Here is a 23,349-nt window from a genome sequence, read left to right as displayed (position 1 = left end):
TGTCTGAGAGTGATAAATACACTGTGGCACAAAGAGAGTTGTGGCCGCTTCAGGAATAGATTGAAATCTCTGAGAAAAAAAGCATTAAGAAAGGTATTTCTGGAAAGACGTATTAAAGAGTTGATCTATGAGAAGGAGTCCAGAGGACGCTCATTGGTTCATATCGAAAGAATGGATGTTAAAGCCAGCTCCAAAATCGTTAAAGCACTAAAAGAGCGTTTTAAACAACCTTTGAAGTTTGATCTGTTTAATGAAGAATGAAGTGGGCTTTCAGTCGCTTTGAAATAACTCGTTGACCTGCCTCTGAAGCTGCGTATAATGCGCCTCCACTGATCGGGGCATGGCTCTTAACGGGCACGCAACGATCCATTGCAACAACGTTTAAAACGGTGATTGACAATCGGATCGAACAGCGTAGAATGCACCGCCGCTGAGACAGAAACGCAACGCTCACTGAGTGAACGAATGCGGTCTTGGTAAGTTGAAAAGTGACTTAGAAAACAAGCACTTGACAACAAAAACGGTCGCGGTAAGATAGCGGCCTCGCTGAACAGCGCTGACCGCTGAATCAGCCGGTTAAAACCTTCTTGTTTTAATCCAGTTCTTTAACAAATTATCAGACAATTCGTGTGGGCGCTTGTGCGAATGGCATCGGTCAACAGAGCTTTGCTCTGGAATGATTTAAATGCTGATCAAGCAAGCGAACATACCTGTAATTCATGTACGTTTAATTGCAAAGATTGAGCAGTTAGCTTGTTCTTCGGGACAGCTGACAGGCGATTTAAACTGAAGAGTTTGATCATGGCTCAGATTGAACGCTGGCGGCAGGCCTAACACATGCAAGTCGAGCGGTAACAGAACTAGCTTGCTGGTTGCTGACGAGCGGCGGACGGGTGCGTAACACGTAGGAATCTGCCCGGTAGTGGGGGATAGCCCGGAGAAATCCGGATTAATACCGCATACGTCCTACTCTTTTTCGGAAGAGGGGGGAAAGCAGGGGACTCTTCGGAACCTTGCGCTATCGGATGAGCCTGCGTCGGATTAGCTGGTTGGTGGGGTAAAGGCCTACCAAGGCGACGATCCGTAGCTGGTCTGAGAGGATGATCAGCCACACTGGGACTGAGACACGGCCCAGACTCCTACGGGAGGCAGCAGTGGGGAATATTGCACAATGGGCGCAAGCCTGATGCAGCCATGCCGCGTGTGTGAAGAAGGCCCTAGGGTTGTAAAGCACTTTCAGCGAGGAGGAAAGGTTCAAGGTTAATACCCTTGAGCTGTGACGTTACTCGCAGAAGAAGCACCGGCTAACTCCGTGCCAGCAGCCGCGGTAATACGGAGGGTGCGAGCGTTAATCGGAATTACTGGGCGTAAAGCGTGCGTAGGCGGCTTGTTAAGTTGGATGTGAAAGCCCCGGGCTCAACCTGGGAACGGCACCCAAAACTGGCAAGCTAGAGTGCGGAAGAGGAGTGTGGAATTTCCTGTGTAGCGGTGAAATGCGTAGATATAGGAAGGAACACCAGTGGCGAAGGCGACACTCTGGTCTGACACTGACGCTGAGGTACGAAAGCGTGGGGAGCAAACAGGATTAGATACCCTGGTAGTCCACGCCGTAAACGATGTCTACTAGTCGTCGGGGATCTTGCATTTCTGGTGACGCAGCTAACGCGATAAGTAGACCGCCTGGGGAGTACGGCCGCAAGGTTAAAACTCAAATGAATTGACGGGGGCCCGCACAAGCGGTGGAGCATGTGGTTTAATTCGAAGCAACGCGAAGAACCTTACCTGGCCTTGACATCCTGCGAACTTACTAGAGATAGTTTGGTGCCTTCGGGAACGCAGTGACAGGTGCTGCATGGCTGTCGTCAGCTCGTGTCGTGAGATGTTGGGTTAAGTCCCGCAACGAGCGCAACCCTTATCCTCAGTTACCAGCACTTCGGGTGGGCACTCTGGGGAGACTGCCGGTGACAAACCGGAGGAAGGTGGGGACGACGTCAAGTCATCATGGCCCTTACGGCCAGGGCTACACACGTGCTACAATGGTGCATACAGACGGTTGCCAAGCCGCGAGGTGGAGCTAATCTGAGAAAGTGCATCGTAGTCCGGATTGGAGTCTGCAACTCGACTCCATGAAGTCGGAATCGCTAGTAATCGTGAATCAGAATGTCACGGTGAATACGTTCCCGGGCCTTGTACACACCGCCCGTCACACCATGGGAGTGGGTTGCTCCAGAAGTAGCTAGCTTAACCTTCGGGAGAGCGGTTACCACGGAGTGATTCATGACTGGGGTGAAGTCGTAACAAGGTAGCCCTAGGGGAACCTGGGGCTGGATCACCTCCTTAAACGAAGACCGACCTTCCATAAGCGTTCACACGAATTGTTTGATTATCAGTTGTCAGTTGACGGTGGTCAGTTGGCAGTTGTTAGTTTTGTTCTTTAACAATGTGGAATCCAAACTTAAATAAGCTGAGTTGATTTAAAAGACTTTGGTCTTTTAATGAAATTCTTGCTGAGACACTCTCAAGTGTAGGGCGTGTCAGTGGCCGGTTGTCAGTTGACAGTTGCCGGTTACTGAAGATCGTTAAAGGTAGTTATTGCCTATAACCATCAGTTGCCACGAATCGACTGACCACTGGTCACCGACAACTGACAACTGAGATCTCGAAGAGATCGTTTTGGGTTATATGGTCAAGTGACTAAGCGTACACGGTGGATGCCTTGGCAGTCAGAGGCGATGAAGGACGTGGTAATCTGCGAAAAGTCTTGGGGAGCCGATAAACAGGCGTTGATCCAGGAATGTCCGAATGGGGAAACCCACTCACACAAGTGAGTATCCTTAACCTGAATACATAGGGTTTAGGAGGCGAACCCGGGGAACTGAAACATCTAAGTACCCGGAGGAAAAGAAATCAACCGAGATTCCCCCAGTAGCGGCGAGCGAACGGGGAGCAGCCCTTAAGCAATTTTTGGTTTAGCGGAACACTCTGGAAAGTGTGGCCATAGTGGGTGATAGCCCCGTACGCGAAAAGCCATTGATTGTGAAATCGAGTAGGACGGCACACGTGAAATGTTGTCTGAACCGTCTTTTCGGAGACAAGGGGGGACCATCCTCCAAGGCTAAATACTCCTGACTGACCGATAGTGAACCAGTACCGTGAGGGAAAGGCGAAAAGAACCCCGTTGAGGGGAGTGAAATAGAACCTGAAACCGTGTACGTACAAGCAGTGGGAGTCAGTGGTCAGTTGTCAGTTGTCAGTTGCCAGTAGGCAAGCGACAGCAGATGACTGATTACCAGGTCGTCAAGTTGGAAAATACGGGCAGATTTGCAGAGGTGTTGAAATTGACGCTGAACAAAACTGACCACCGACAACTGACAACTGGCCACTGATGACTGCGTACCTTTTGTATAATGGGTCAGCGACTTATTTTCTGTGGCAAGGTTAACCGTATAGGGAAGCCGTAGCGAAAGCGAGTCTTAACAGGGCGTCCAGTCGCAGTGAATAGACCCGAAACCGGGCGATCTATCCATGAGCAGGTTGAAGATCAGGTAACACTGATTGGAGGACCGAACCCACTGTCGTTGAAAAGCCAGGGGATGACTTGTGGATAGGAGTGAAAGGCTAATCAAGCCCGGAGATAGCTGGTTCTCCTCGAAAGCTATTTAGGTAGCGCCTCGTGTCTCACCATCGGGGGTAGAGCACTGTTTGGGCTAGGGGGCCATCCCGGCTTACCAACCCCATGCAAACTCCGAATACCGATGAGTGCAATCACGGGAGACACACGGCGGGTGCTAACGTCCGTCGTGGAAAGGGAAACAACCCAGACCGTCAGCTAAGGTCCCAAAGTAATAGTTAAGTGGGAAACGATGTGAGAAGGCCCAGACAGCCAGGAGGTTGGCTTAGAAGCAGCCACCCTTTAAAGAAAGCGTAATAGCTCACTGGTCGAGTCGGCTCGCGCGGAAGATGTAACGGGGCTCAAACTATTCACCGAAGCTACGGGGTTCAGTTGTCAGTTTACAGTTGTCAGTTGGCAGTATGAGAAGTAAGTATGCAGCGATTTGAAGATTTAGAAGTATTTCAACGGGCCTATAAGCTTTCTTTGAAAGTTCACAAGCTCTCGCTGGAATTTCCGAGAATTGAACAAATGCATGAACTTGCTGATCAGATGCGCAGAGCCAGTAAAGGAATCTGTGCAAATATTGCTGAAGGACATGGGAAACTGATCATCTCAAAAGCAGAGTTTCGAAGGTTCATATTGATGGCTATCGGATCATCTGACGAAATGAGAGTTTGGTTAAGGTACTGCCTTGATCGTCAATTACATTGACGATCAGCAATGGCAAGACCTCAAAACCGAATACAACCAAGTCAGTAAGATGTTGGTTAGTTTGCACGAGAGTTTTAAATAACTCAGTTCAAACTGACAACCGACAACTGCAAACTGACAACTGAACCGGTAGAGGAGCGTTCTGTAAGCCGTTGAAGGTTCACCGGAAGGTGGGCTGGAGGTATCAGAAGTGCGAATGCTGACATGAGTAACGATAAAGGGAGTGAGAGGCTCCCTCGCCGGAAGACCAAGGGTTCCTGCGCAACGCTAATCGGCGCAGGGTGAGTCGGCCCCTAAGGTGAGGTCGAAAGACGTAATCGATGGGAAACAGGTTAATATTCCTGTACCCCTTTTGACTGCGATGGAGTGACGGAGAAGGCTAGGCCAGCAGGGCGATGGTTGTCCCTGTTTAAGGTCGTAGGCTGTGGACTCAGGCAAATCCGGGTTCACAAAGCCGAGAACTGATGACGAACCCACCAAGGTGGGGAAGTGGTTGATGCCAGGCTTCCAGGAAAACCTTCTAAGCATCAGGTCAAAAGGGACCGTACCCGAAACCGACACAGGTGGTCAGGTAGAGAATACCAAGGCGCTTGAGAGAACCTGGGTGAAGGAACTAGGCAAAATGGCACCGTAACTTCGGGAGAAGGTGCGCCCCTTTTGGTGATCGGACTTGCTCCGTAAGCTGAAGGGGGTCGAAGATACCAGGTGGCTGCGACTGTTTATTAAAAACACAGCACTGTGCTAACACGTAAGTGGACGTATACGGTGTGACGCCTGCCCGGTGCCGGAAGGTTAATTGATGCTGTTATCGCAAGAGAAGCGGTTGATCGAAGCCCCGGTAAACGGCGGCCGTAACTATAACGGTCCTAAGGTAGCGAAATTCCTTGTCGGGTAAGTTCCGACCTGCACGAATGGCGTAACGATGGCCACGCTGTCTCCACCCAGGACTCAGTGAAATTGAAATCGCTGTTAAGATGCAGTGTATCCGCGGCTAGACGGAAAGACCCCGTGAACCTTTACTACAGCTTCACAGTGGATCTTGATGTTGCTTGTGTAGGATAGGTGGGAGGCTTTGAAGTGTGGACGCCAGTCTGCATGGAGCCAACCTTGAAATACCACCCTGGCAATATTGAGGTTCTAACCCAGGTCCTTTAGCAGGATCGGGGACATTGTGTGGTGGGTAGTTTGACTGGGGCGGTCTCCTCCCAAAGAGTAACGGAGGAGCACGAAGGTTGGCTAAGCACGGTCGGACATCGTGCGGTTAGTGTAATGGTACAAGCCAGCTTGACTGCGAGAGGTACATCTCGAGCAGGTACGAAAGTAGGTCATAGTGATCCGGTGGTTCTGAATGGAAGGGCCATCGCTCAACGGATAAAAGGTACTCCGGGGATAACAGGCTGATACCGCCCAAGAGTTCACATCGACGGCGGTGTTTGGCACCTCGATGTCGGCTCATCACATCCTGGGGCTGAAGCCGGTCCCAAGGGTATGGCTGTTCGCCATTTAAAGTGGTACGCGAGCTGGGTTTAGAACGTCGTGAGACAGTTCGGTCCCTATCTGCCGTGGACGTTGGAAGTTTGAGGAGAGCTGCTCCTAGTACGAGAGGACCGGAGTGGACGAACCACTGGTGTTCGGGTTGTGTCGCCAGACGCATTGCCCGGTAGCTAAGTTCGGACGGGATAACCGCTGAAAGCATCTAAGCGGGAAGCCCCCTTCAAGATGAGACTTCCCTGGCCGTAAGGCCCATAAGAGACGTTAAAGACTATGACGTTGATAGGCGGGGTGTGTAAGCGTTGTGAGGCGTTGAGCTAACCCGTACTAATGACTCGAGAGGCTTGACCATATAACGCCAAAGCGATTTGCGCAGCGAAGCTGCCAGCAAAAGCTGGAAGCTGGAAGCTTGAAGCCGTACACAGTGAACGAGAGTGTTGAGCAAGAATAGACGACACAGCTTAAAAGAGATTTGGATTCCAGAGCCTTAGTTTTCGAGAAACAGCTTCAAGCCTCCAGCTTAAAGCTTCCAGCTCGAGAGCCAACGGCTCGACCAGTTTTGCCTGGTGACCATAGAGTGTTGGAACCACCCGATCCCATCCCGAACTCGGAAGTGAAACGACACATCGCCGATGGTAGTGTGGGGTTTCCCCATGTGAGAGTAGGTCATCGCCAGGCATTGAATAAAGCAAAACCCCGGTTGAGAGATTGACCGGGGTTTTTGCTGTGTGTCGAGCATGTTGCACAGCTTGGGGGTGAAAGTCCCCTGCTCAGCCAGATGAGGGCGAAGGGTTAGCGAAACACAAGGTTTGTATCGCGAGGTGCAGGCTGAAGGCAGTGTGGAGCAAAACTGCGAGCTGACGAACAGAAATCGGATATGAGGCTGTCTGCGTCGGGACGAGTTAGCAATTGATAACGAAGTCCCATACTCATCCGGACATTCAGGCAGTAGATCCGGCAGTTGTTCAGTGAAGGCGGTGTGACTTACCTCGGGAGGTCTGTGTAGTGTCTGACATTTCAGACTGAGGTCATCTAAGGTGTCCTGATCGCTACACAGAAGTCAGCAGACGGCATAGTAGCTGGCGTATGTCAGTAAAGGCCCGAACGGTAAAGAGTGGTGAGTAGTTTTTGTCATTCGATACACCGGACGCAGACAAGTCCAGCAAACACTGGAACTCATACCAAGTGGTCACGGCGGAAACGGAGGCTGCGAGGCTATGAGAGCTGAGGTCGTGTCGGTATCACAGGATTACGAAAGCCCGGCGGGTGGTACGAGCCTGATGGAACGTATCACCAACCCCAATAATTTAACAAGAGCCTTACAGCGAGTTAAACGCAATAAGGCCGGATCTTAATCACCCGAAGCTGTGTGCTGCGCTTGACTTTGCCAGTGAGTGTGACGTTGGTTGCCACACAACTGTAAAGGTTGAATATTTGCAATCGCCAAACGCAAAGGAGTTTCAAAAGATTCCTGATAATGACTCAATATATCTTCAGCAGTATGGAAAAAAATATTCCCGTCCCCCAGTTTACCTATGCAAACATTATCTCCAATGTGAATAAATGTATGAACGGGATCGTTGTTTTTTAAAATTGCAATAGGAGTGAATTGATTGTTTGTATCTAAAGTTTTTAAGTTTGTATACTCGTTGCGGAATTTATCTAGAAATGAAGTTGAATTAAACTCCATAAAGTTCACAAACTGATAGCAAGTTGCTGGGATTTTTTTACCTTTATAAATCTCAGCAACTGTCTTATTTCCTAAGAAAGGGACTAATCTATCTGGAGGGCAATCATCGAAATAAATCTGCAATCCTGAGTTTACACATTTTAAGAATTGCTTTTGCCATAGATGTGAAGGTGCATAGTCGTGATTGCCATTTTGTGTTTTGATATTAAAAGTGAAAGAGCTTTTTGGCCTGTCGTCACTAATGTCAATCATTTTTTTTGCCAGCTCATCATCTCTTTTATTGCCATCGATATAATTAAACACAGTGCCGTCTATTTCAAAAGGGATATGCTTTAATACCACTCTATTCTTCAAGCCTCTCTCATGAAACCCAGCGAAAGCAGTCTCTCTTTTTTTGGATCTATCAATTTTTATAGATACTGATGGCTCTAAACACTCCACAGACCTGTTATAACACGTTGCTCCAGATGTTTGTGAATTGTACGGGTTTTGTGTTGAAGCCATATCTGTTGTTGGGAGCAATCTTTTATTTGAAATATTGCTGACCGGTGTCGTCATGATGCAACTCCTTTTCTTTTATTGATTGATGTTGTTCGGAGTCACAACCCTATATAAAGTTCATAACAAAATGGTCAGCCAATATAACAATGAGTGGCAGTATTACCCTTTAGTCTGGCAGTCTGCCGATGCACCAGATGCTACTAGGTGTGCCAAGTGGTATCACGACCATGGTAATAATACTTGAGTAATTGTATTCCAACGAGACTATGCTTTGGTGTCAATGGGAGAAAAGTCCGAAGCGTTATGCGGAGCTGAGAAGGCGGGGAGTCAGTGATGAACTGACGAGACAGACGGTAGGATCTAGCAAAGGGCAGTTGCGAGTATGCCGGAGTCCTGCGCTGCACTTAGCATTGCCGAATAGTTGGTTCGATGAATTAGGTTTGATTAGATTATTGGCTGCTTAACTGACCGAAACGCCCAGTACGGACCCGTATACTGGGTGTTGTGGGAGGAGCGTAGCTGTGAGGCTTCGCCCTATCCCGGTTATCCAATGCTTTGTTCCTGAGAGAAATTGAGTCCTGGATAATAAACCCGGCATCTCAGCGGGTCATCACCCCAAAAACGCCTGATAAGCCTTGTTATCCGTTTCTTCACAGTAGTAATAGTCCAGCTCAGCCAGAAATTTTGCGATGTGTGGTCTCTCCATTTCTGGTACTTCCAGACCGACAGCAACACGGCCATAGGCAGCGCCGTGATTCCGGTAGTGGAACATACTGATGTTCCATTGGTCACCCAATTTGTTCAGGAAGTTGAGCAAGGCACCCGGACGTTCCGGGAATTCAAAACAATAAACCACCTCATCCTTCACAGCTTTACTATGGCCGCCTACCATGTGACGAACATGCAACTTAGCCATCTCGTTGTCGGTCAGGTTCTCTACCGGATAACCTTTCTCTTGCAACTCTTGGGTCAGATTATCAATGGGCATTTGATCAGGATGAACCTGGACACCTACAAAGATTCGGGCATTTTTGGGGTCGTGGAAGCGATAGTTGAATTCGGTGATATTCCTTTTACCAAGGGTTTCACAGAATTTTTTGAAACTGCCGGGTTGTTCAGGGATGGTGACAGCGATGATCGCTTCTCGCTTCTCACCTAATTCCGCACGTTCGGAAACATAACGCAGACGATCAAAGTTGATATTGGCGCCACTGGCTATAGCCATCAGTTTCTGATTGCTGGCACCTGTCTCGCTGACATATTTTTTCAGGCCAGCCACACTTGCCGCACCGGCAGGCTCACAAACCGAACGGGTATCATCAAAGATATCCTTGATGGATGCGCATATTTCATCAGAGCTGACCGTGATCACTTCATCAATGTATTTCCGGCAGAGCTTGAAGGTTTCTTCGCCGATCTGAGCCACAGCAATGCCGTCAGCAAAAAGACCCACATGGGGCAAGGTCACTCGCTCATCAGCTTCCAGAGCTGCTTTCAGACAGGCAGATTCTTCATACTCAACACCGATGACTTTGACATCAGGGCGCAGATACTTGATATAGGTCGCTATGCCTGCGGCCAAACCACCTCCGCCGACGGGTACAAAAACCGCATCGAGCTGACCGGAATGCTGACGCAGAATTTCCATACCGATCGTGCCCTGACCGGCGATAGTGTAGGGATCATCATAAGGATGAATAAAGGTATAGCCCTGTTCTTCAACGAGTTTCATGGAGTAAGCCAGTGCCTGATCAAAGGTATCACCATGAAGGATGACCTTGGCTCCTCTGGCCTCGCAGGCTTTGTACTTTATTTCAGGGGTGGTGCCGGGCATCACGATAACGGCTTCAATTCCCATGGTCTTGGCTGCCATGGCCACGCCCTGGGCATGATTGCCGGCAGAAGCACAGGTCACTCCGTGGGCTTTTTCTTCAGCGGTTAACTGGGCCATCTTGTTATAAGCGCCCCGGATTTTAAATGAGAATACGGGTTGCAGGTCTTCTCGCTTCAGAAAAACCTGATTATTCAAACGCTTGCTGAGAAAAGGAGCCTCATGAATAGGAGTCTCAATCGCCACATCATAAACTTTGGCTTCGAGAATCATTCTTATGTACTGATGAGGCATGGGACTTCACTTTTGTAATAACTTATCTTGGTTGGACTGATTCTAAACAGGCATGTGTACAAGAAACAATCTTTTATCGTTTTCAAGTAACAAAAGGTTATACGGAATTTGAAGTATTTAGTTCAGCGGGGGATCGTTTCCGGGGGTATAATCCCTGGCTTCATTGTACATGACCGCAAGGTAGAGACATGACCCAGGACGAGCTGAAGAAGGCGACTGCCGAGGCTGCATTGCAGCGGATCCTCCCTCATCTGGAAGAAGATATGATTATCGGTATTGGCACTGGTTCCACGGCCAATTTCTTTATTGATGCTCTGGCAGAACACAGAAACAGTTTTGATGGTTGCGTAGCCAGTTCAGAGGCTTCTGCTGATCGTCTGAAACAGCACGGGATTCCGGTTTATGACCTGAACAGTATCAGTGAACTGCGCTTTTATATTGACGGGGCTGACGAGTCTAACAATCGCCTGCACCTGATCAAAGGCGGTGGAGCAGCCCTGACAAGGGAAAAGATTGTGGCTGCAGTGGCGAAAGAGTTTATCTGTATTGCAGACGAGAGCAAGCTGGTAGACGTGCTGGGTGAATTCCCGCTTCCTGTCGAGGTTATTCCCATGGCTCGCAGTCATGTTGCCCGTGAATTGGTTAAATTGGGTGGTGACCCCGCTTACCGTGAAGGGGTTATGACTGATAATGGTAATATCATTCTGGATGTATGGAATCTGGAGATCACTGACGCCATGGGTCTTGAAGAAAAGATCAACCAGATTGTGGGAGTCGTAACCAATGGATTGTTTGCGGCGCGATCTGCTGATGTGTTGCTTCTGGGCACTGCGGAAGGGGTTAAAACCATCAGGGCTTAAATAACCTGGGCCGGGTGTAAACCCGGCCATTTCCCCTGACCTCTATTATGAAATATTATTTGTCACCAATATGGGACAACAAAGATTTCCTGAATCCATGGTTGTCAGAAAATGGTGTTCAAAAAGAAGTGAAGCGAAGCCAGAACGCTCCCTAAAGAAAGTGACAATATAATCAGTTCGCCGGTTTTCAGTTCATTATCCTGAGTATTATGTTGATTCGTATCCATACTGCTTCTCCTTACATCCTTGTTAAGAGTATTCCCTTAATGCTTTCACTCTAGGTCTGTGATAGCTCTGCCGCCTTAAGACGTTCGTATAGATTTAGACAAAAGTCGAAGAAAAAAGTTTGGAAAAAAAGCTGTTATGACTGAAAAAAATCCTTAATATAACTTTTCGAGAGAAAGAAGGATTTAGATAATGAGAAAATGGAATTAATTCCATTCCAAGAGAACTACAGCATGATAAGAAAAATGAACAAAACTCTGGCCGCTCTGGCGGTATCTGCAGCCGTAACAGGGGCTTCCGGTCTGGCTCAGGCCGCCGACACGATAAAAATTGCTCTGGCTGGCCCGGTAACAGGTCCTGTAGCCCAGTATGGTGATATGCAATTCACCGGTGCGAAGATGGCCGTAGAGCAAATTAACCAACAGGGGGGCGTCAATGGTAAGCAGCTGGAAGCGGTAGTCTATGACGATGCCTGTGATCCCAAACAGGCCGTAGCGGTTGCCAACAAAATCGTAAATGACGATATCCGTTTTGTCGTAGGGCATCTGTGTTCCGCTTCTACCCAGCCTACCACCGACATCTATGAAGATGAAGGTATCCTGATGATCACCCCCGCCTCCACCAGTCCGGAGATCACCAGTCGTGGATATGAGCTGATATTCCGCACAATTGGACTCGATAGCCTGCAGGGACCCACTGCGGGTAACTACATCGTAGAGAGCATAAAGCCAGAGCGTATGGCAGTTATCCATGACAAGCAACAGTATGGTGAAGGCATTGCTACAGCCGTTAAGAATACGGTTGAAAAAGCCGGTATTGATGTGGCTGTTTTTGAAGGTGTTACTTCAGGTGACAAAGACTTTTCAGCGCTCATTGCCAAGTTGAAGAAAGAAGATGTCGATTTTGTTTACTACGGTGGCTATCACCCTGAACTGGGCCTGATTCTGCGTCAAAGCGCAGAAAAGGGTTTGAAGGCTAAATTCATGGGGCCTGAAGGTGTGGGCAACAAGGATATTTCAGCCATTGCCGGTCAGGCTTCAGAAGGTTTGCTCGTGACACTGCCGAAGAGTTTTGATCAGGACCCTGCCAACGCCAAACTGGTAGCCGCCTTCGAGGCAAAAGGTGAAGATTCATCCGGTCCTTTCGTATTCCCTTCCTATTCTGCTGTTCAGGTTATGGCTGAAGGCATGGAACTGACCAAGAGTGAAAGCCCTGAAGAAGTAGCCGACGTTCTGCGTTCAAACACCTTCAGTACGCCAACAGGCAACCTGGCCTTCGATGGCAAGGGAGACCTGAAAGACTTCAGTTTTGTCGTTTACGAATGGCACGCTGACGGTACCAAGTCTGAGGCTTCAAAATAAGAGTCCGATCGGGAAATACCGTCGACTGTAACTGTGATGGTATTTTCATTACAGGGAATAGCTTGCATAGGCCGACGCTGAAATGTTCAGTTGTCGGTCTGCTTCTGTCTCATCTTTTAGTTCCCAATCCCTGTTCAATGTCTTCCACGCTGGGTAGTTGCGATTGCAAGTTTTCCGGCAGTGATTGAGTGAGCTGGTATTCCGAGACGCCAATAGGCTTTTGCATATCACTGAGAGAGTACTCTGCCACAAGTTTGTCCTTGTTCTTGCACAGCAGAATGCCAATGGTGGGCGTATCGCCCTCTTTACGCAGTTGTTCGTCCACGGCCCTGATATAAAAATTCAGTTTGCCTGCATGTTCCGGTTCAAAATCTACCGTCTTCAGCTCAACCACCACATAACAATGTAACCGGACATGGTAAAACAGCAGGTCAATATAAAAATCCCGTTGTCCCACCTGTATATCTGCCTTTCACCACCCCGATTGATATTTGCCTAAAATCTGTTGTCAAAGAAATAAACAGACATTCAGGTGCACCAACATGCCTCAAGCTCAATACCAGTCTAAGAACCTCAACCACCTTGGCTTGGTTGCCGCTATGTGTCGGGAGTTAAAGATAGCCGAATACATTGATGCCCGTATCACAAATGACTCCGATGTTCGTAATGTCACTATTGGACAAGCTGTAGTTGCAATGATCATCAATGGCTTGGGCTTTACGGGGCAAACTCTGTACATGCTCCCTGAGTTTTTTGAGGATAAGCCGATTGACCGCCTTATCGGGGAAGGTATACAGGCCGAACACTTGAACGACAAGGTACTTGGTCGGGCTCTCGACAGTTTGTACGACGCTGGTGTTAGCGACTTGTATCTCAATCTGGCCGTCAAGGTCGTCAATCATCTGAAACTTCCTTGCAAGGCATTAAATCTGGATGGCACCAGCTTTCATGTGGATGGAGTCTATAACAGTCATGACAATCCAGACGACTTAAATTGTATTCATATCTGCCAAGGTTACAGCCGTGACCACCGGCCTGACCTGAATCAGGTAGTCTTGCAGTTAATGACTGAAAATCAGGCGGGCATCCCTGTGTTTATGGCCCCTGCCAGCGGTAATGTAAACGACAAAACCTGTTTTCAGGAAATTATCAAAAATCATCTGTCATGTTTTAAGGCCGCTTTGAATAGCCGCTATCTGGTTGCTGATGCTGCCATGTATGTTGCAGAAACCCTTCAGTTGCTTGATGAGCAAAAGCAGCTGTTTATCTCCCGGGTGCCCCTGAACATCAAGGAGGCAAAGGAGCTGGTCTGCAAAGCGCCAACCATGTCGCTGGAGCCTGTTGAAGGCTATGAAGATTATTACTCAGCTGAAGTGCCTTCCTGCTACGGAGGGGTTCAACAACGATGGTTCCTGTTTCTCAACAAAAAGCGCGGGCTTAGTGAACGGAAAACACTGACCCGAAAGATGCAAAAACAGTCATTGAAAGAGGCCCGTGATCTGGAGAAGCTGAGCAAAAAGGCCTTTTTGTGCCGGGACGATGCATTGAAGGCTTTTGCCTTGTGGCAGAAACAATCGAAACTTTGCCAAAGCGAAACAGAGCCTGAGGTTATCTGTAAACCCTGCTATTCGGGCAAAGGAAGACCATCGCCGGATAGCAAGCCTGATCACTTCGAGTACTTTGTGCAGGCTGAATGCTTTGTTTCCTGCGGGAAGAGGGAGCATGCAGAGGCCTCACTGGGTTGTTTTATCCTAAGCACCAATGAGCTGGATAAAAATAGTTTGAATGCCTCTGAGCTGTTGTCTATCTATAAGTCGCAACAAAAAGTTGAAGGCGGCTTTCGGTTCCTGAAGAGCCCGGACTTTCTGGTCTCTTCGCTCTATTTGAAGAAAGCGGAACGTATTGAAGCCCTGTTAATGGTGATGACTCTGTGCCTGATGGTCTATGCTGCTATCCAGCACAGAATCAGGCAGGAACTGAAAAAGCAAAGTCGTGTATTTCCAGACCAGAAAAAAAAGCCCTGCCAGAACCCAACAGCAAGATGGGTATTTTTCTGTTTTCAGGGGCTTAGTGTATTAACGGTCAATAATCAGGAGGAACATGTGGTTGGTTTGAAGGAAAGGCAGTGGACGATCATTCAAATTTTGGGCATTTTTTACGAGTCCATGTATTCCTGATAGGGGTGGTGAAAGGCGGGTATATGAAATTGTTTGCCCATATAAGAAAATCCAGCCCCTAATTCCAGCAAAAACTGGGTGATATGCTCAGTCAAACCTTTCTCAAGCTCACGTTCGTTGTAGTTTTGGGTCAGGGCGAGAAAATCAAATACATAAGGGTCTTTCAGAGCTTCTTGCGCCATGTCAGATTGTACGGCTGGCAGGGTGGCACTAAAGTTACTGACGGCTTGTCCATCTCGCTGCCAGAGGCCGCTTTCTATCTGGTGAGTGAGTACGCTTCGGCTCCAACCGTGCTCAATGGTACTTCTCACGTAATACAGGGCTTCTGGAACACTTTTACACTTGCTGATAATTTGCAAATTATGTCCCCAGGGTACCTGTGTTAATTGGGCAACAAGCTGTTGCCCAATTGCCTGCTCCCCGGAGTAATAAAGAAACCATTGGCGAATATATTTAAGATTTCGCTCCGAAAACCCCTTAATTTCAGGGAAATCCGACATTAAGTCCTTACTGAGTTGTTTCAGGAAGCCTTCACCCCAGTTAGCCTGAGCCTGTCGACGAACAATGTCTTCCCCCAGTTCCCAGTAAAAAGCCAGTAAGGTCGAATTCACCTGAACAGCGGCTTTAAGCTGAGTTGACAGTACCTTCTGCTTCAAGGTTTTCAGCCAGTTTTTGTACTCGCCGTTCAGGCTTAGGTTGACGGTGTTTTTTTGTTTGCTCATGCACGAACCTTTTTTGGCATCGCTGAAACCTAGGAGGCTGACCGAGAATAGACTGCCCTACTGCGGCGGCAGCAAATTGGTCTGAAAATCCGCTTTTGTTCGTAAAATAGCTCGCTATTCTCCTCACAAAACCGAATTTTCATCCTCAATTTTCTGCCGTCCTCGCTACGGGCGCTATTCTCGGTCAGCCTCCTAGGAGCCTGACCGAGAATAGGCTTATCTGTTATGATAAGCCTTAAACCAACTCTGATTATGCCAAATGTCACCACCACCAAAGTTTAAGGACAGTCCTGTTGAGTTTGATCAGCATCTGCTGTTCCCAACCAACGTTTTCGATTTGCTTCCCAAAGATCATGATTGTTTTATTTATGAAAGCATTTTTCAGAACATTAATACGTCTGAAGTCGAAAAAAAATATCACCACCTTGGTCAGCACGCATACCCTCCAAAGCTCATTGTCGCTATTCTGATCTACGCATACAGCCATGGTGTTTTCAGTTCCCGTGAGATTGAGCGACGGTGTCGACAAGACTTGGCGTTCATGTATATCTCACAAATGAACTGCCCGAATTTCAGGGTTCTTGGTGACTTTCGTAAGGATAATCTGTCGTTTTTCCATGACTGCTTCAAACAGTCAGTCAAACTGGCCATTGAACTCAAAATGGCATCACTGGGTCATATCAGCCTGGACGGCTCCAAGTTCAAAGCCAACAGCTCAAAACACAAGGCCATGAGCTACGGGAGGCTCAAAGCGAAAGAGGCAGAACTCAGTGCCGAAGTGGATGAGCTGATCAAAAAAGCCAGTCAGTGTGATCAGGAAGAAGATGACGCCTACAAAGCAACCAATGGTTACAGCATTCCTGAAGACCTCCAGTTTAAAGAAGAGCGCCTGAAAAAAATCAAAGAGGCCAAGAAAGCACTTGAAGAACGTGAAAAAGCTTTAAATCCAGACAAACCAATAGACGACAAAAAGCAGATCAGTTTTGCAGATCACGATGCCCGCGTGATGAGCAAGAAGGGGTATTGTGAGTACAGCTACAATGCTCAAATTACAGTTGATTCCGATAACCAGATCATTGTTGGCCAGCATGTCAGCCAACACGCCAACGATGTACAGGAAGTGGAGCCGGCGCTGAGGGCATTATCAGGAGCCACTGATGGCGCGGCTGTAGATAAGTGGAGTATGGATAATGGTTACTTCTCAGGGTCAAACTTACATACAGTCGAGCGACATGAGATTGATGCCTATATCGCAACCGACAAGGCGGAGAAGCCTGCCGCTGACGACCTTGAAAGCTCTGACAGGAAGTTTGTCAAAGCGGATTTTGCGTATGATTCCGAAGCTGATGTATTTATCTGTCCGGCAGGGGAAAAGCTGGTAACGAACCCGGCCAGCAAAAGCAAAAGAAAAAGCTACCGGGCAAACAAGACGGTATGCAGGGAATGCCCTTATCGTCGGAATTGCAGTGATTCAAAGAAAGAGGCTGGCAGGGTTATCCGTACCGATAAGTTTGAAAAAGCACGTCAGGCTATGAATAAGAAAATGGAGACAGCCGGTGCGAAAGCCATATATGAGCGTCGTAAAGTTATTGCGGAGCCACCATTTGGACAGATAAAAGAATCTGGTTTCCGAGGGTTCAGTCTCCGCGGCAAAGAAAAAGTTTCAGCGGAATTTTCACTGGTATGCACTGCGCATAATATCAAAAAATTTGTAAAAGCGGCTTCCACGAGGTCAATCCGTCTTGAAGATTTGAAAGAGGCTAAAAAGGCAGCATAGAGGCTGTGAGAAGGCATAAATATGCAAAAATGAGCAAAATCCCACTAATAATTGGATATTTTTTGCTCATTTTAAGATTTGGGAAAACTTCTGTTGGTCTGGTTGCGCTATTCTCGGTCAGGCTCCTAGGAGCCTGACCGAGAATAGGCTTATCTGTTATGATAAGCCTTAAACCAACTCTGATTATGCCAAATGTCACCACCACCAAAGTTTAAGGACAGTCCTGTTGAGTTTGATCAGCATCTGCTGTTCCCAACCAACGTTTTCGATTTGCTTCCCAAAGATCATGATTGTTTTATTTATGAAAGCATTTTTCAGAACATTAATACGTCTGAAGTCGAAAAAAAATATCACCACCTTGGTCAGCACGCATACCCTCCAAAGCTCATTGTCGCTATTCTGATCTACGCATACAGCCATGGTGTTTTCAGTTCCCGTGAGATTGAGCGACGGTGTCGACAAGACTTGGCGTTCATGTATATCTCACAAATGAACTGCCCGAATTTCAGGGTTCTTGGTGACTTTCGTAAGGATAATCTGTCGTTTTTCCATGACTGCTTCAAACAGTCAGTCAAACTGGCCATTGAACTCAAAATGGCATCACTGGGTCATATCAGCCTGGACGGCTCCAAGTTCAAAGCCAACAGCTCAAAACACAAGGCCATGAGCTACGGGAGGCTCAAAGCGAAAGAGGCAGAACTCAGTGCCGAAGTGGATGAGCTGATCAAAAAAGCCAGTCAGTGTGATCAGGAAGAAGATGACGCCTACAAAGCAACCAATGGTTACAGCATTCCTGAAGACCTCCAGTTTAAAGAAGAGCGCCTGAAAAAAATCAAAGAGGCCAAGAAAGCACTTGAAGAACGTGAAAAAGCTTTAAATCCAGACAAACCAATAGACGACAAAAAGCAGATCAGTTTTGCAGATCACGATGCCCGCGTGATGAGCAAGAAGGGGTATTGTGAGTACAGCTACAATGCTCAAATTACAGTTGATTCCGATAACCAGATCATTGTTGGCCAGCATGTCAGCCAACACGCCAACGATGTACAGGAAGTGGAGCCGGCGCTGAGGGCATTATCAGGAGCCACTGATGGCGCGGCTGTAGATAAGTGGAGTATGGATAATGGTTACTTTTCAGGGTCAAACTTACATACAGTCGAGCGACATGAGATTGATGCCTATATCGCAACCGACAAGGCGGAGAAGCCTGCCGCTGACGACCTTGAAAGCTCTGACAGGAAGTTTGTCAAAGCGGATTTTGCGTATGATTCCGAAGCTGATGTATTTATCTGTCCGGCAGGGGAAAAGCTGGTAACGAACCCGGCCAGCAAAAGCAAAAGAAAAAGCTACCGGGCAAACAAGACGGTATGCAGGGAATGCCCTTATCGTCGGAATTGCAGTGATTCAAAGAAAGAGGCTGGCAGGGTTATCCGTACCGATAAGTTTGAAAAAGCACGTCAGGCTATGAATAAGAAAATGGAGACAGCCGGTGCGAAAGCCATATATGAGCGTCGTAAAGTTATTGCGGAGCCACCATTTGGACAGATAAAAGAATCTGGTTTCCGAGGGTTCAGTCTCCGCGGCAAAGAAAAAGTTTCAGCGGAATTTTCACTGGTATGCACTGCGCATAATATCAAAAAATTTGTAAAAGCGGCTTCCACGAGGTCAATCCGTCTTGAAGATTTGAAAGAGGCTAAAAAGGCAGCATAGAGGCTGTGAGAAGGCATAAATATGCAAAAATGAGCAAAATCCCACTAATAATTGGATATTTTTTGCTCATTTTAAGATTTGGGAAAACTTCTGTTGGTCTGGTTGCGCTATTCTCGGTCAGGCTCCTAGTCGAGATATTGCCCGAATTCAATGTCAGCATTCTGCTGCCTATTTTTGTTCCTTCCCTAACAAGAGCCGTTGTCGTATGAAAGAGTCAGCCTGGCATTAGGGGTTTTCACAAGAATAAAAACGAGGTCGTAGAATGGGGGATGCAGGTACAACTCGTTCTCACGCTCTGAGGGTGTCGGAAAACTCCAACAGCTCGTTCCCATGCTCTTAGGTCGTCATTCCCGCGAAGGCGGGAATCCAGCGCCAACGGTGGATCTCTGCCTTCTCGGGGATGACAAGGCCAGGAGGGCACCGGGCAGTATGGTTCTGGTGGTGAGTCAGTTTGGATTCCCGCCTTCGCGGGAATGACGGGAATGAAGCTGGGAATGACGGGAATGAAGCTGGGAATGATGGGAATGAAGCTGGGAATGATGGGAGTCAAATCGTTCCCACAGAGTTTTGCGACACCCACGCTCTGCGTGGGAATGCATACCTCCCCTGAAAAGGGGACTCTGCAGCGCGAGATGGGTATGGGTTCCCACGCTGGAGCATGGGAACCAGAGTTTTGCGACAGCCTCTTCACTGCGGGGAGGATGTCAATTTCAGAAATCGAGAAAATCAGAAAGTGGGTTGGTGCGGCTAACAGTCCAGAAGAATCTATCAAAACACAGATCGCGCTAGCTGGTGGATTTATTCCTGGTGCTGAAGTCCTTTGAGTCAGAACAAATATAGAAATCTTACCCTGCACTTCAGCAATGAAGCCCAGTGCAGGGCACTCACTCACGCCTTCAACATATCAAACACAACCCGAGCAAAGCCCCGAGCCAATTCCGGGTTGGAAAGATACTGCAACATCATCTCCTGTTGAGCCTCGTTGCTGTCCATCACGGCATCATCAATGGCTTGCGGGAAGTCACCGAGCAGTGCTTGTTCAGCCGTATTGTTCTCAATCTGCTTCATCACCGTTTCGTTTTCGGCCAGTTTGTCCCGCACGGTAAAGGCGTAGTTGATCAAGTCAGCATCGGTCAGGTTGTCGGTAATAAACAGCTCATTCAGCCTTGCCACAATCTGGGATAAGAACTCTTCTTTCTTGTCCTTGGGTTTGGCTGAACCGACATCGCTGGAGGGTTCCAGTTCATAGCCCTCGGCGTCTTCCTTGAGTTCCCTCTCTTTTAAAGAAATGGCCTGCTGGCGAATCCTGGACAACCGGTAATGGCTCATCACCACGTTATCCAGGTCAATATCATCTTCTTCAATGACCTTTTCACGGAGCAGTGGGCGCAGGTAGCGAGCATAAAGGCTGAGCTTTTCCAGATCTTTGTTGTCGTAGTCCACAATCTGGGACATAAACTCGTAGAAACGGGTAAAGGTGCCTAAGTCCTTCTTGAAGATTTCCAGCCGGTCTTTTTCCAGCTTGCACTCTTTGAAACTGTTTTCAGCATTAGCGATTAACACGGCATCTTTGGTCTTCCTGGTTCGTTCGAACATCTCCCTGGCACGCACATAAGCATCAATGGCAGAACTGTATCGCTTCTGCCAGCGATCCACAGCGGGCTTGCAGATGTTGCTCACCGCTGCATTGCTTTTGCTCTTGGAAAGAAAAGCCTCGCAGAACTGTTCTACTTCGTTCCAGGTAAAGATACCGCTGGCACGGAGTTTTTCGTAAAGGTCGAATACCTTATCCGGGTCTGTCACATCCGCCAGTTCAGCGATTTGGTAATACGGCTGGAATGCGGCCAGAATCTCTTCCGGCTCATTGACAAAATCCAATACAAAAGTGCCGCACTCGGCTTTGCCGGGATAGGTACGGTTCAGACGGGACAAGGTTTGCACACATTCCACACCACCTAAGGGCTTGTCTACATACATGGCGCAGAGTTTCGGCTGATCAAAGCCAGTCTGGAATTTGTTGGCAACCAGTATGATCTGGTAGTCGTCGCTATCGAATGCTTTGCGCATGTCCCGGCCTTTTAGAGCTGGGTTCATATTGGTTTCGGTGAACTTTTGGTCCAGCAGGGCAGAGCTGTCCGGATCGTCCTTATGAAATTCCACTTCGCCGGAGAAGGCAATCATGACCTCGATAGAACTTTTGTGCTCTGAAAGATATTTATCAAACGCCAGCTTGTAACGCACGGCTTCCTTGCGGGAACTGGTAACTACCATGGCCTTTGCCTGACCAGCGAGCAAGCCCATAACATGCTCTTTGTAGTGCTCGATGATGACTTTCACCTTCTGGGAAATATTGTATTCATGGAGCCGCACCCAGCGGTTCAGTTTTACCTTGGTTTTTTTGCTGTCTACCTCTTTGTCATCGGCCTCTATTTTTTGGGCCAGTTGATAGGCCACCTTGTAGTTGGTGTAGTTTTTCAGCACGTCGAGAATAAAGCCTTCCTCAATGGCCTGGCGCATGGAATACACATGGAAGGCTTCAGGCAGGTTCTTCTCGGAAGCAGGCTCATCAGGTTTGGGCAGGCGACCAAACAGCTCTAGTGTCTTCGCCTTGGGTGTTGCCGTGAACGCATAGTAGTTCAGATTGCTGCTGCCCCGGCGTGAGGCAATGGTGGCATCCAGCATATCTTCAGAAGACAGCTCTTTGTCCTCATCTCCGTCATTAGTACCATCCACCATCAACACTTCTTTCAGTTTGCGGGCGGTGGAGCCGGTTTGTGACGAATGAGCTTCGTCGGCAATCACGGCGTACCGGCGTTCCTTCAGTCTGGTACTGTTCTCAATGGCCGCCAATACATAAGGGAAGGTTTGAATGGTGACAATAATAATCGGTTGAGCACTCTCCAGGGCCGCTGCCAGTTTCTCCGACTTGGAGCCATCACCTTCTTTTTTGTTGATGCGCCCCACCACACCGTCGGCGTGTTCAAACTGGTAGATGGTGTCTTGTAGCTGATCGTCCAGCACGGTTCTGTCGGTAATCACAATCACCGAATGGAACTGCTTGTTGCCTTCGCCATCGTACAGGGTAGAAAGCTGATGGGCGGTCCAGGCAATGGAGTTGGATTTACCGGAACCGGCACTGTGCTGCACCAGGTACTTGTTGCCCGTGCCTTCCGCCTTGGCCGCCGCAATCAGTTTGGTCACCACATCCCATTGGTGATAACGGGGAAAGATCAGGGTTTCCTTTTTCGACTTGCGGCCTTCCCAGTCTTCCTTTTCTTCGATCTGCAAATGCACAAATCGACCAATAATGTTCAGCAGGTTATCGGGCAGCAGCACTTCGTTCCACAGGTATTCGGTGGCGTACTCATCCTTGTTTTCGGGAATATCATTGCCTGCACCGCCTTCCGCCGTGCCTTTGTTAAACGGCAGAAAGAAGGTATCGCTGCCCGCCAGTTTAGTCGCCATATACACTTCGTACTGACTCACGGCAAAATGCACCAGCGCCCCCCGTTTAAAGGTCAGCAGCGGTTCTGGCTTGCCGGTTTCCGGGTCTTTGGGCAGGCGGGTCTTTTGATATTGTCGTTTAGCGTTTTCAATAGCTTGTTTGAATTCCGATTTCAGCTCCAGCGTTGCCACGGGCAGACCGTTGATAAACAGCACCAGGTCAATGCGCCATGCCTTGGATTTTTTACCGGTTTCTGCCAGATGTGCGTCGACGCCTTCCCCCTCGGGGGAAGGTTGGGATGGGGGGACAAGATTGACATAAGGACTGTAAACCAGCTCTGGCACCACACGACAACGGTTTTCTTTATAGCGGGCAAGCGTATCCGGATTCAGGGTATGTTCCGGCATAAACTGGCAGAGGGAGAACCGGGCATTGCGAATCTTCAAGCCATGACGCAACACGCCCAGGGTGCCAAAGCTGCGAAGTTCCTTATCAATGGCATTGGGATCGGCTTTTTTTAACTGGTTGACCAGATGGCTGATAAAATGCTGCTCCGAATCCACCGGAAAGCTTTTGCAGAACTTTTGCCATTCCTTCGGCTGGGTGTTCTTGACAAAATCCAGTACATCGCTGGTATACAACGCCGTTTCCCGGTCGTACTGGTCACCACTGCCCAGCAGCCAGCCTTTGGCTTGCAGGCGGGCGATCATATCATTCTGGAAGGTGGATTCGCTGGTACTGTCCATATTTCAAGGTCTCAAAATGGTACCTGAAGGTCTCTATCTGGGACTTTTCAGGGATTATGCAGACAGTGTTTGCACAATGTATCAATCTGGCTGAATTGTCTCCACACTGCGGAGACAATTCGAGGATTCCACTATTCAGTTTTATCGAATTTTGCGTAAAACCCCTCGCTTCAGCGGGGATGTAAGCAACGAATC

The 23,349-nt window shown here is 48.3% G+C and carries 15 protein-coding genes and 3 rRNA genes; 11 read left to right on the top strand and 7 right to left on the bottom strand.

Annotation, left to right across the window (positions count from 1 at the left end):
* Positions 1-60 precede the first annotated feature (60 nt).
* The 5 genes from ACO6V5_RS14780 (at position 61) to ACO6V5_RS14760 (ending at position 7,170) form a co-directional block, all read left to right on the top strand.
* Positions 61-261, top strand: a complete 201-nt coding sequence (locus ACO6V5_RS14780) for a hypothetical protein (RefSeq protein WP_422413810.1) — start codon at positions 61-63, stop codon at positions 259-261.
* Positions 262-783: 522 nt separating this feature from the next.
* Positions 784-2,340 (top strand): 16S ribosomal RNA (locus tag ACO6V5_RS14775).
* 344 nt (positions 2,341-2,684) lie between these two features.
* Positions 2,685-6,167 (top strand): 23S ribosomal RNA (locus tag ACO6V5_RS14770).
* Between the two features lie 210 nt (positions 6,168-6,377).
* Positions 6,378-6,493, top strand: a 5S ribosomal RNA gene (gene rrf / locus ACO6V5_RS14765).
* The 16S, 23S and 5S rRNA genes sit together here, the layout of an rRNA operon.
* 539 nt (positions 6,494-7,032) lie before the next feature.
* Positions 7,033-7,170, top strand: a complete 138-nt coding sequence (locus ACO6V5_RS14760; protein ID WP_422413772.1) for a hypothetical protein — start codon at positions 7,033-7,035, stop codon at positions 7,168-7,170.
* Here ACO6V5_RS14760 and ACO6V5_RS14755 read toward each other — a convergent pair.
* Entirely contained in the window at positions 7,167-8,063 is an 897-nt protein-coding gene (locus ACO6V5_RS14755) for a hypothetical protein (protein ID WP_422413770.1), read from the bottom strand. The genes ACO6V5_RS14760 and ACO6V5_RS14755 overlap by 4 nt on opposite strands.
* A gap of 553 nt (positions 8,064-8,616) precedes the next feature.
* Positions 8,617-10,131, bottom strand: a complete 1,515-nt coding sequence (gene ilvA, locus ACO6V5_RS14750) for a threonine ammonia-lyase, biosynthetic (RefSeq protein ID WP_422413768.1) — start codon at positions 10,129-10,131, stop codon at positions 8,617-8,619.
* Between the two features lie 188 nt (positions 10,132-10,319).
* On the opposite strand from ilvA, the gene rpiA reads away from it, so the two are divergent.
* Entirely contained in the window at positions 10,320-10,991 is a 672-nt protein-coding gene (gene rpiA, locus ACO6V5_RS14745; RefSeq protein ID WP_422139926.1) for a ribose-5-phosphate isomerase RpiA, read from the top strand.
* 104 nt (positions 10,992-11,095) lie between these two features.
* On the opposite strand, the gene ACO6V5_RS14740 is transcribed toward rpiA, so the two are convergent.
* Positions 11,096-11,218, bottom strand: coding sequence for a hypothetical protein (locus ACO6V5_RS14740; RefSeq protein WP_422136975.1), 123 nt, complete (start codon positions 11,216-11,218; stop codon positions 11,096-11,098).
* Positions 11,219-11,449: 231 nt separating this feature from the next.
* Here ACO6V5_RS14740 and ACO6V5_RS14735 point away from each other — a divergent pair, with 231 nt between their 5' ends.
* On the top strand, positions 11,450-12,577 hold the full coding sequence (locus ACO6V5_RS14735) for a branched-chain amino acid ABC transporter substrate-binding protein (RefSeq protein WP_422413766.1): 1,128 nt from the start codon (positions 11,450-11,452) through the stop codon (positions 12,575-12,577).
* Positions 12,578-12,686: 109 nt separating this feature from the next.
* On the opposite strand, the gene ACO6V5_RS14730 is transcribed toward ACO6V5_RS14735, so the two are convergent.
* Positions 12,687-13,034 carry a PDDEXK nuclease domain-containing protein gene (locus ACO6V5_RS14730; RefSeq protein ID WP_422413764.1) on the bottom strand — a complete coding sequence of 116 codons (348 nt, stop codon included), beginning with the start codon at positions 13,032-13,034 and terminating at the stop codon, positions 12,687-12,689.
* An 85-nt stretch (positions 13,035-13,119) separates the two neighbouring features.
* Here ACO6V5_RS14730 and ACO6V5_RS14725 point away from each other — a divergent pair, with 85 nt between their 5' ends.
* On the top strand, positions 13,120-14,754 hold the full coding sequence (locus tag ACO6V5_RS14725) for an IS1634 family transposase (RefSeq protein ID WP_422442168.1): 1,635 nt from the start codon (positions 13,120-13,122) through the stop codon (positions 14,752-14,754).
* Here ACO6V5_RS14725 and ACO6V5_RS14720 read toward each other — a convergent pair.
* Complete coding sequence (locus tag ACO6V5_RS14720; protein WP_422442170.1) at positions 14,733-15,476, bottom strand: PDDEXK nuclease domain-containing protein; 744 nt, start codon at positions 15,474-15,476, stop codon at positions 14,733-14,735. The two genes, ACO6V5_RS14725 and ACO6V5_RS14720, sit on opposite strands and share 22 nt — an antisense overlap.
* Before the next feature lie 259 nt (positions 15,477-15,735).
* Between ACO6V5_RS14720 and ACO6V5_RS14715 the strand changes: the two genes are divergently transcribed.
* Complete coding sequence (locus ACO6V5_RS14715) at positions 15,736-17,253, top strand: IS1182 family transposase (RefSeq protein WP_422132798.1); 1,518 nt, start codon at positions 15,736-15,738, stop codon at positions 17,251-17,253.
* A 192-nt stretch (positions 17,254-17,445) separates the two neighbouring features.
* Positions 17,446-18,963: an IS1182 family transposase gene (locus ACO6V5_RS14710; RefSeq protein WP_422132798.1), complete on the top strand. Its 1,518-nt coding sequence runs from the start codon at positions 17,446-17,448 to the stop codon at positions 18,961-18,963.
* A gap of 235 nt (positions 18,964-19,198) precedes the next feature.
* On the opposite strand, the gene ACO6V5_RS14705 is transcribed toward ACO6V5_RS14710, so the two are convergent.
* Positions 19,199-19,513 carry a hypothetical protein gene (locus ACO6V5_RS14705; protein ID WP_422139930.1) on the bottom strand — a complete coding sequence of 105 codons (315 nt, stop codon included), beginning with the start codon at positions 19,511-19,513 and terminating at the stop codon, positions 19,199-19,201.
* On the opposite strand from ACO6V5_RS14705, the gene ACO6V5_RS14700 reads away from it, so the two are divergent.
* The gene (locus ACO6V5_RS14700) at positions 19,500-19,787 is read left to right on the top strand and encodes a hypothetical protein (RefSeq protein ID WP_422442172.1); all 288 of its coding nucleotides are present in this window, start codon (positions 19,500-19,502) and stop codon (positions 19,785-19,787) included. The genes ACO6V5_RS14705 and ACO6V5_RS14700 overlap by 14 nt on opposite strands.
* A 64-nt stretch (positions 19,788-19,851) precedes the next feature.
* Here ACO6V5_RS14700 and ACO6V5_RS14695 read toward each other — a convergent pair whose 3' ends face one another.
* Entirely contained in the window at positions 19,852-23,154 is a 3,303-nt protein-coding gene (locus ACO6V5_RS14695) for a type I restriction endonuclease subunit R (RefSeq protein ID WP_422412301.1), read from the bottom strand.
* Between the last annotated feature and the right edge of the window lie 195 nt (positions 23,155-23,349).

Source organism: Endozoicomonas sp. ALD068 (assembly GCF_049310145.1).
Taxonomy (GTDB): Bacteria; Pseudomonadota; Gammaproteobacteria; order Pseudomonadales; family Endozoicomonadaceae; genus Endozoicomonas_A.
Note: the sequence above shows the minus strand (reverse complement) of the source record. Positions and strands in the feature narration are given on the sequence as shown.